The 9,773-nt window shown below is 62.8% G+C and carries 6 protein-coding genes; 4 read left to right on the top strand and 2 right to left on the bottom strand.

Features of this window, described 5'->3' with window-relative positions; translation table 11 throughout:
• Positions 1 to 437 precede the first annotated feature (437 nt).
• Genes ACQKKX_RS06385 through ACQKKX_RS06370 form a run of 4 tightly spaced genes read left to right on the top strand, consistent with a single transcriptional unit; the run spans position 438 to position 6,333 of the window.
• Entirely contained in the window at positions 438 to 1,916 is a 1,479-nt protein-coding gene (locus ACQKKX_RS06385) for a TolC family protein (protein WP_427569654.1), read from the top strand.
• Between the two features lie 19 nt (positions 1,917 to 1,935).
• Complete coding sequence (locus ACQKKX_RS06380) at positions 1,936 to 2,730, top strand: efflux RND transporter periplasmic adaptor subunit (protein WP_427569653.1); 795 nt, start codon at positions 1,936 to 1,938, stop codon at positions 2,728 to 2,730.
• A gap of 4 nt (positions 2,731 to 2,734) precedes the next feature.
• Complete coding sequence (locus tag ACQKKX_RS06375) at positions 2,735 to 4,132, top strand: efflux RND transporter periplasmic adaptor subunit (protein WP_427569651.1); 1,398 nt, start codon at positions 2,735 to 2,737, stop codon at positions 4,130 to 4,132.
• Entirely contained in the window at positions 4,129 to 6,333 is a 2,205-nt protein-coding gene (locus ACQKKX_RS06370; protein ID WP_427569649.1) for a biotin/lipoyl-binding protein, read from the top strand. Before ACQKKX_RS06375 ends, ACQKKX_RS06370 begins: the two co-directional genes overlap by 4 nt.
• A 46-nt stretch (positions 6,334 to 6,379) precedes the next feature.
• Here the strand turns inward: ACQKKX_RS06370 and ACQKKX_RS06365 are convergent, their stop codons facing one another.
• Both ACQKKX_RS06365 and ACQKKX_RS06360 read right to left on the bottom strand, forming a co-directional pair.
• Complete coding sequence (locus tag ACQKKX_RS06365) at positions 6,380 to 7,069, bottom strand: response regulator transcription factor (protein ID WP_427570104.1); 690 nt, start codon at positions 7,067 to 7,069, stop codon at positions 6,380 to 6,382.
• Positions 7,069 to 9,765, bottom strand: coding sequence for a DUF4118 domain-containing protein (locus ACQKKX_RS06360; RefSeq protein ID WP_427569648.1), 2,697 nt, complete (start codon positions 9,763 to 9,765; stop codon positions 7,069 to 7,071). Before ACQKKX_RS06360 ends, ACQKKX_RS06365 begins: the two co-directional genes overlap by 1 nt.
• Between the last annotated feature and the right edge of the window lie 8 nt (positions 9,766 to 9,773).

Here is a 9,773-nt window from a genome sequence, read left to right as displayed (position 1 = left end):
CACATACCTTCCCGCGCAAAAACGATCGGACACAATGGCCGGGTTTCGCGCCGGCGGGCCTTGGCAACCCACGCGACATCACCGATCGAATTTAATCGGATCCTAATATTAGGATTCAGTTGTTTACCAAAATACAAACAGCTAATGTTAATTTTAGCAATACATGATGTTTTGATAGGGCCCAAATTCTCAGGGCATCGGATGAAATGACACCGGCCTTGCCTCAGCCTGAACGGGAGGATAACGCACGCCCACACGTTCCATATTTCTAATATGTTAGGCGGATATTAATCATATTCGCAAATCTTAAATCAGCCGTGGGCTTTCTACCTTCCCGATCGCCCCTTCCTGGGTTGACGTGAATGGGCGCGGGAGCCGGGTGTCCGCCAGCGGATTTTGAGAGGCATTTTCATGCGCATGGTGATTGAGGTGAAACGGTGAAATTTCCTTATCTGTGGATTATTCCTGTAAGCGCGATCGCCGTCGGCTGCGCGGTGAAGACGGATCCTCTGAAAGCGGAAGCGAATGTTTCTTTCGCCCAGGATAAACTGGTCAGGGCAACGGCCAATCAGGAACCCATCACCGGCCCGATTGACCTTTACGAAGCCATGGCGCGGGCGCTGAAATACAACCTGGATACGAAAGTCGAAATCATGGAGGCGTCGCTCAAACTGCGCGAAGCCGATCTCGTAAGCTACAGCGCCCTGCCGAAACTGGTGAGCGGCGCGGGCTATTCCGGCCGTGATGAGAGCGACCCCTCGACCCCATCGACCCGCGACCCGAATGTCCGCACGACGGATCTGACCTTTTCATGGAACATCCTCGATTTCGGCCTTTCCTATGTGCGCGCGAGGCAGGCGGCCGATCAGGCCCTTATTCAGGAAGAAATGAAACGCCGCATCGTCAACAAGGTCATCGAGGACGTGCGCACTGCCTATTGGCGCGCGGCCAGCTATCAGCGGCTTGTCGGCCGCATGCGGGCGCTCGAAGGACGGGTGGCGCGCGCTTTGCGGGAAACCCGCGGCCTTTCGGGTAGCGGTGAAGCATCGCCGCTCGTCGCACTGACCTACGAGCGCGAACTGATCGAGGTGAAGCGTGAGGTCGAGCAGCTGGAGGGCGAACTGAAGGTTGCCAGAAGCCAGCTTGCGGCACTGATGAACGTGGCGCCCGGCACCGAATTCACGCTTTCGCTTCCGCGGCGTAGCAATCCGAAACTCAGCGTCCCGAACGACCTTTCGCAGATGTATCGGATCGCTGCCGCCAACCGCCCCGAAATGCGCGAAGTCGCCTATCGCATGCGCATCAATGAGCAGGAGGTCAATGCGGCGCTGCTCGACATCCTGCCCGGCTTCAACGTCTATGCCGGCCGCAACTACGATAGCAACGAATTCATCACCGATCCCAACTGGACGTCCTGGGGTGCGAAGGTCAGCTTCAACGCGATGAAACTTGTGTCCCTGCCTGCCACCAACCGGCGGATCGAGGCGGAAAAGGATGTTCTGGATGCGCGCGCGCTTTCCGTTGCCATGGCGGTGATGACGCAGGTCCATATCAGCCGGGCCCGCTTCACGCATCTCAACAAATCCTATGCGACGGCGGCTGCCCTGTCGAATGTCTCGCACCGCATTCTCAACCAGGTTCGTGCCGAAACGAGCGCGCAAAAGACGAGCGAACAGATCCTCATTCGCGAAGAGATGAACGCGCTGGTGGCCGATGCCAAGCTGGATATAGCCTATGCCGACATGCAGAACGCTTATGCAAATGTCTACGCCTCGCTCGGCGTCGATCCCTTTCCGCGCGGGATGACGACGACGGAAAGCGTGGCGGCCATTTCCGCCCGCATGAAAGCGTTGTGGAACGAGGGAGGCGGCGCGGCCGTCATCCATGTCAATGCCGAAACGGCAGGACTGCAGTAACAGAGTAGCGAGGTCGATCATGACCGATCGAACGCATGAGCCAGTCATCAGATCACGCCGCCGCCGGCTTTCGGCCGCACTTCTCGCCGCCTGCCTTCTTGGATCCTTCCTGCCGGCGAACCGCGTCCCGGCACAGAGGATCAACGAAACCCTGCGCGGCATCGTCAAGCCGGTCGACGAGGCGATGATCGCGTCCGACCTGACCTTCCCCATCCGCTCCCTGCCGTTTCGCGAGGGGCAAAGCTTTTCCAAGGGCGACATCCTCGTCGAATTCGAATGCGGCGATCTCGCCGCCCAGGTGAAATCGGCCGAAGCGATGCTGCGGGCCGAAAAGATCACGCTCGAAAACAACCAGCGTCTGGCAAAATCCCGTGCCGTCGGCAATTTCGAGGTCGAGCTGTCGCATGCCAAGGCGGATCAGGCGGCCGCCGAACTGGAAGGTTTTCGCTCGAAAATGTCGCGATGCGTGATCCGCGCGCCGTATGACGGACGCGTGGCGGTCATGCGCGCGCATGCGCATGAGATCCCTGAACCGAACCAGCCGATGATGCAGATCGTCAACCAGTCGGATCTGGAAATCGAGATCCTGTTGCCATCGGACTGGCTGCGCTGGCTCAGGCCCCGCAGCCGCTTCACCATCCGCATCGATGAGACGGGCAGGAGCCTCGGTGCCGAGATCGTGCGCATCGCAGCCGTCGTCGATCCCGTCAGCCAGACCGTGAAGGTGACCGGCCGCTTCCGGAACGGCGCGGAAGGGGTGCTTCCGGGCATGAGCGGACCGACGACATTCGAAGACCGGCCAGCGGACGATTAGGCCCATGGAGTTCAAGATCACCCCGAAATCCACCCAGGCCGCCGCTGCAAAGCCTTTGCCGCAGCCGACACCCGTCGGCGATGGCGGCGCGAAAGCACTCGACCTGCTGCTGAAGGTGGAGGCGGAGGCGCGGCAGGTGGCAACGGTGGATGAACTGGCCTTCCTGATCGCCAACGAGACGATGCGGCTAACGCGTTGCCGACAGGTTTTCGTGTTGCAGGGTCGCTCCGAGACTTTCACCGTACGGGCGGCGAGCTCGATCGGGACGGTCGACCGCAATTCACCGCGCATTCGCTGGGTCGAGGCGATCATCGCCGATCTCAAGGTGAACAGCGGACTGAAATCTCCCGACGCCTTCACGCTGCCGGCGCATTGCCCGCCCGGCGATACCGAACACACGCGCTTTCCCTACCGTTTCATCAACTGGCAGCCGTACACACTGCGCGACGGCAAGGTGTTCGGCGGCATGCTGCTTGCGCGCGAAACGGCATGGAACGAGGCCGACACACTGATTGCGCGGCGGCTGGCCGATACCTATCAACATGCCTGGGCAGCACTGACGGGCGAGCGCAGGCTGCGGCGGCGGCTGAAGATCCGACCGCTCCTGGCGGCCGCGGCACTCGCCACCGTGGCGCTTGCCTTCGTGCCGGTGCCGATGACGGTGCTTGCGCCCGCAGCCGTCGCGCCCATCGCGCCGGCGGTGATCGCGGCGCCGCTCGACGGCGTGATCGATGCCATTCTCGTCAATCCCGACCAGCGGGTGGTACGCGGCGAGCGGCTTGTGCAGATGTCCGACGTGGTGCTGCGCAACGAACTGGCGGTCGCCGAACAGGATGTGCGGGTGGCCCAAGCCAAACTGATGCAGGTGACGCAAGGAGCGGTCTCCGACCCTCGGCTGCGCGCCGAACTGGCGGTGACACGCAGCGAACTTGCCGTCGCCTCGGCAAAACGCGACTACGCCCGCGACATGCTGGAACGCTCAGACATCCGCGCCCCGATGGACGGCGTGGCGATCTATACCGACAAGCGCGACTGGATCGGCCGACCGGTCACGACCGGCGAGCGCATCATGGAAGTGGCGGATCCCTCGCAGATGCAATTGCGCATAGACGTGCCGGTGGCCGACGCGATTGCGGTCGTACCGGGGGCAAGCGTGCGAGCCTTTCTCGATTCCGATCCTCTGCGACCGGTCAAGGCGACGGTGGTCTCGGCATCGTTCGAAGCGCGCATGGTGGAAGGCGACAAGCTGGCTTACCGAATCTATGCGCAGATGGAGAGACGGCCACAGGGCATGCGCCTCGGCATTCGCGGCACGGCACAGGTCTATGGCGAGCGCGTGTTTCTCGGCTACTACCTGTTTCGCAAGCCGATCGCCCTGATGCGGCAGAAGTTCGGGCTATGACGGGCGCGGCACAAACGCTGGTGCTGCCTGGCGGTACCCGGAAGGCAGCAAGCGACACGGTACTGGCTGGCACCGACGGTCCGAGGGACATCCCCCTGCCCCCGCTTCGCGAGGATCTGCAGATCAGCCGCGGCGGCATCAGCTATTCCGGCGCTCCGACCTGGGTCGTGCTCGATCCGCTGCGCAACAGGTTCTTCCGCATCACCTACGACATGTTCCAGATCCTGTCGCTCTGGAACGCAACACCCACCGCTGGTCGACTGATCGAGGCGGTGGCGGCGCGCTTCGGCAACACGCTGTCCGGCGAGGATATCGTTTCAATCATCCGCATGCTCGAGCACAACATGTTGCTGTCGCAGCCGGCGACCGGCACATGGCGTGCCCTGCATGCGCGCTCCACCCAAAAACATTCGTGGTTCATGCGGCTGATCCACAATTATCTGTTCTTCAAGATCCCGCTGGTGCGGCCCGAGCGGTTCATCCGCGCGACCTGGCCCGCCGTGTCGTTGCTGTTCAGCCGCGGCTTCGGCATGCTGACGCTTGCCGCGGCTTCTATCGGCCTGTATCTGGTTTCCCGACAGTGGGAAGCCTTCGCCGGCACATTCCCCTATGTCTTTTCGTTCGAAGGGGCGGCGGTCTCGCTGGTCTCGGTCATCCTGATCAAGTGCCTGCATGAATTGGGGCATGCCTATGTCGCGCATCGTTACGGCTGTCGGGTGCCGAGCATGGGCATCGCCTTCATGGTCATGGTGCCGCTTCTTTACACCGATGTCAGCGACGCCTGGAAGCTGACTTCGCGGCGGGCCCGGCTGCGCATAGATTCCGCCGGTATAATGGTGGAACTGGCAGTTGCCTCCTATGCCGTGCTGCTGTGGGCTTTTCTACCGGATGGCGTTCTGCGCAGCGCCGTTTTCGTGCTGGCCGCCGCGGGCTGGATCATGAGCCTGATCGTCAATCTCAATCCGTTCATGCGGTTCGACGGCTATTACATGTTCGCCGACCTTCTCGGCATCGAAAACCTGCAGCCCCGCGCCTTTCGCCACATGCGATGGCGGCTGCGCGAAACGCTGTTTCGCCTTGGGGACGATCCGCCCGAGGCTTTTCCGCCGCGGCTCGACGCGATCCTGACGATCTATGCGGTGGCGACCGCCATCTACCGGATCGTGCTCTATCTCGGCATTGCCCTTCTCGTGTACCACTTCGCGGTCAAAATCGTGGGTATCATGCTGTTTGCCGTCGAGATCGGCTTTTTCATCATCCGGCCGGTGTGGATGGAAATGAAGGAATGGTGGTCCATGCGCAAAGACATCCTGGCATCGCGACGAACTTATTGGAGCGCCGGCGTTTTCGTCACGCTGATCGTGCTTGCCTTCCTGCCGCTATCGACCCAGGTCAGTGCGCCGGCCATGGTTCTGCCGCGGGAATTCGTGCGGCTCTATCCGCAAGAACCGGGCAGGCTGCAAAAGATTGTCGTGACCAGAGGGCAGACGGTAAAAGCCGGCGACATTCTGTTCGTGATCGATGCTCCCGCCGTCGAACAGGAAATGCGGATCGTTGCCGAGGAGATAAGGCTCGCACAGCGCCGCCTGGCGCGGGTTGGCGCCAATGCCGAGGATCTCGCCGCCCGCAGTGTTCTGGAAAGCGAACTTGCCGGCCTTTCCGCCCGGGCCAGGGGGCTTGAGGAGCGCGACGGCCAGCTGACGGTGCGCGCGCCATTCGATGGCAGGATCCGCGATCTCAGCCCTGATATTCACGAGGGCCAGTGGCTGTCGCGCGCCGACCAGCTTGCCTTTCTGTCTTCCACGGCAGGCACCGTGGTACGCGGCTATGTGGGTGGCGACGAGGGCCGGCGGCTGGTGCGGAAGGCAGGCGGCTGGTTCGTGCCGGACGATGTAAGCATGCCGCGTCTACCGATCACGCTGACCGCGCTTGCGCAATCGGGCGCCCGCGAGATCGACATTCCGCAACTGACCTCGCATTTCGGCGGTGCCATTGCTGTTCACCCGCCCGGCGGTGGCCGACGCCAGACGCTGGTGCCGGTGACCGCCGAATACGGCGTCACTGCCGATGTCCTCGGGACCGCTGAGCTGCCGGGCCGTTCGCTGCAGGGCGTGATGGTACTCGACGCGACGGGCGAAAGCCTGGCCGCAGCCGCCTGGCGACGGGTCGTGACGGTGGTGCTGCGCGAGGCGGGGCTGTGAACCGGTCGCGCAGCGCGCACAAACTGTTGTGGCCTCGGCAGAAACATCAAAGCCCTTCCTGCAAGCGATAGCCGACGCCGGTTTCGGTCAGGATATAGCGCGGCTGGTCCGGCATGGCCTCGATCTTCTGACGAAGCTGGCGCACATAGACGCGCAGATACTGCACGTCCGTCGGCTCACCCCAGACATGGTCCAGCAGGAAACGATGGGTCAGCACCTTGCCGGCATGCTGCACCAGAACGCGCAGGATATCGTATTCCTTGGGCGACAGCTTGACCTCCCTGCCGCCGACCCTGACGATGCGCTTGACCAGATCGACGACCAGTTCGCCCGTCTGGAAGACCGGCTTTTCCCCCTGCGTCTGAAGCCGGTGGCGCAGCGCCACACGGATGCGCGCGACAAGCTCGTTCATGCCGAACGGCTTGGTGACATAGTCGTCGGCTCCGAGATCCAGCGCCCTGACGATGCCCGCCTCGTCGGTGCGGCTGGACAGGATGACGATCGGCAAATCCATGCCTTCCGCCCGCCATCTTGCCAAAAGATCATGGCCCGACATGTCCGGCAGCCCCAGATCGAGCAGGATCAGGTCGGGCTTGTCGCTTTTCGCAAGCTCGATCGCGACCTTGGCATTCATCGCTTCGCTGATGGCGTAATCCTGCGTGGACAGGCCGACGCGCAGAAGTTTGCGGATCGGCGGTTCGTCATCGACGACGAGGATGCGCACGGCTGGCTGCATCACGGATTCTCCTCGGACATTTTCGGCTGGGCCGCGATCGGCAGACCGATGGTAAAGACTGCGCCGGAGCGATCAGGACGGTTCGAGGCCTTTATCCATCCGCCCATCGCCTCCACGAACCCGCGGCAGATGGAGAGGCCAAGCCCCGTGCCGGCCTGCACGAAATCGCCTTTCTCCACACGGTAGAAACTGTCGAAGATACGCTCGACATCGTCGGCGGGGATGCCCGGCCCTTCGTCGGTGATGGCGAGCCTGATGGCGTTTCCATCCACCCAGCCCCGGATATCGATGCGCGTGCCGGGCGGTGCATATTTGGCGGCATTGTCGAGGAGGTTGAACAGGACCTGTTCGAAAAGGACGGCATCCACCTTCACCATCGGGAGGTCCGGCGAAACGGAAACCTGCACGGTATGGGCGGCGGTGATCTTCGAAGCCCGACCCAGCGCCGTCCCGATGATGTCTCCGACGAAATGAAGCGCGCAGTTCGGCGCCATCGTACCGGAGCCGAGACGGGTCATGTCGAGCAGGTTGGCGATGAAGCGGTTCAGCCGTTCGGATTCGTCGATCACGGTCGACAACAGTTCGAGCCGCGCCGTGTCGTCGAGCTGAGCCTGAAAATCCTTGAGCGTTCCGGCGGCCCCCATGATCGAGGCAAGCGGCGTTTTGAGGTCATGGGAGATGGAGCTTAGCAGCGCGCCGCGCAGACGATCGGTTTCGGCGGCCAGGCGGGCGCGATCGACATCGGAAACAAGCTGCACCCGTTCGATGGCCAGCGCTGCCTGATCGGCAAGCGCATCGAAAAGGCGCTGCTGTTCCGGCGTCAGAAGCGGCCCCTGCCGGTCATTGTCGAGCCCTATGACGCCGACGGCGCCACGGCCCGTGCTTAACGGCAGATAAAGCCGTTTTGCGCCGGGCAGCGTATCGGCGGCACGGCCAGCCGGGCGATCATGTTCCCATGCCCATTTGGCGGCAGCAATATCCGCATCCACCAGCGTATCATCCGGCGGATACCCGGCCTTGACGACGATGTCGCCGGCTTCGGGCAAAAGGATGACCACGCGTACCTTGAGCATGGAAGCGACCTGGAAGGCGGTGGCCCACAGAACGTCGTCAAGCGTGCCGGTGCCGGCCAGCTTGCGCGAGAAGAGATAAAGATCCTCAGTCGTCTTCGCCCTTTGTCGCGCGGCGCGGGCCTGGCGCTGCACGGCGGCAGCAAGGTTGCTGGCCACGAGCGCGACGCCAAGGAAGAAGATCAGCGCGACGACGCTTTCGGGATCGCGAACGGTGAAATCGTAGCGCGGTTCGAGAAAGAAGAAGTTGAAGCTGAGCGCTGCCACAACAGAGGCATAGATGCCGCTTGCCAGGCCGCCACGCACCGCCGCTGCCAGAACGGCCATCAGAAAGACAAGCGCCAGGTTCTGCACCCCGAGCGTCTGGTCGAGCAGCGTCCCGACACCCACCGCCAGCGCCACGAAAGCGGTACTCGTGACATAGGGCAGCGAGCGGAACGGTTTGGGTGGCACGGCAGGGCGCACGCCGTTTGCCGCAAGTTCCGCCTGCCCTCCCGACATCACGTGCAGACTGATCGGCCCGGCGTAGCGGACAAGGTCCTGCGTGACCGAGCCCTGCCACAATTCCATCAGGCGCGACTTGCCCGAACGCCCGGTTACGATATGGGTGAAATTGTTGGCGCCGGCATAGGCGATGATTTCCGCAGCCACGCGCGACCCGGGCAGCGTGACGGTTTCCGCCCCCAGCTGTTCGGCCAAACGCATGGTTGCCGCCAGCCGGCTTTTGTCGGCCTCGCTGCGCAAGGCGTCGCGCGGCGTTTCCAGATGCAACGCAGCCCAGGGTGCGCGCAGTCGGTCGGCCTGCCGGCGGGCATAACGCACCAGGCCGGGACCGTCGCTGCCGTAGTCGAGACACACAAGAACCCGCTCGCCCGCAGCCCAGGGACCGGAAATGGCATGCGCGCGCATGTGGTTCAGCAACTGGTCATCGACGCGCTGGGCGGTACGCCGAAGCGCCAGTTCCCGAAGCGCCGTCAGATTGCCGGGCGAAAAATAGTTCTCCGTCGCCCGTCTTGCGGTCTTGGGCATATAGACCTTGCCGTCCGCCAGACGCTTGATCAGATCGTCGGGGGTGATATCGATCATTTCGATGTCGTCGGCGCGGTCGATGACCGAGTCCGGCACGGTTTCGCGCACGCGGATACGGGTGATCTGCGCCACCACGTCATTCAGGCTTTCGATATGCTGGACGTTGAGCGTGGTATAGACGTCGATACCGCGCGCAAGCAGTTCAAGAACATCGAGATAGCGTTTCGGATGGCGGCTGTCGGGCGCGTTGGTATGGGCCAGTTCATCGACCAGGACCAGCGCCGGACGCCGGGTGAGCACCGCGTCCAGGTCCATCTCGTCCAGCGTCTGGCCGCGATAGGCGATGATCCGGCGCGGCAGGACCTCGAACCCCTCAACCAGGGCCTCGGTTTCCTGCCGACCGTGGGTTTCGACGAGGCCGATGACCACATCAACGCCATCCGCCTGCCGCGCCCGGCCCGACATCAGCATCTCATAGGTCTTGCCCACGCCGGGGGCAGCGCCCAGAAAAATCTTCAGCCGGCCACGGCCCTCCTGTTGGGCGCGTTCGAGAAGCGCTTCCGGGGACGGGCGGCGGTCGCCGTCATCGAATGCCATGGACATCT

This window comes from Neorhizobium sp. NPDC001467, assembly GCF_050275975.1.
Taxonomy (GTDB): Bacteria; Pseudomonadota; Alphaproteobacteria; order Rhizobiales; family Rhizobiaceae; genus Neorhizobium.
This window is presented reverse-complemented; position numbering and strand designations above follow the sequence as displayed.

Coding starts and splice junctions, on each gene's coding strand:
- ACQKKX_RS06360 (WP_427569648.1), bottom strand. CDS start 9,765: ATGGCATTCGATGACGGCGACCGCCGCCCGTCCCCGGAAGCGCTTCTC.
- ACQKKX_RS06375 (WP_427569651.1), top strand. CDS start 2,735: ATGGAGTTCAAGATCACCCCGAAATCCACCCAGGCCGCCGCTGCAAAG.
- ACQKKX_RS06370 (WP_427569649.1), top strand. CDS start 4,129: ATGACGGGCGCGGCACAAACGCTGGTGCTGCCTGGCGGTACCCGGAAG.
- ACQKKX_RS06365 (WP_427570104.1), bottom strand. CDS start 7,069: ATGCAGCCAGCCGTGCGCATCCTCGTCGTCGATGACGAACCGCCGATC.
- ACQKKX_RS06380 (WP_427569653.1), top strand. CDS start 1,936: ATGACCGATCGAACGCATGAGCCAGTCATCAGATCACGCCGCCGCCGG.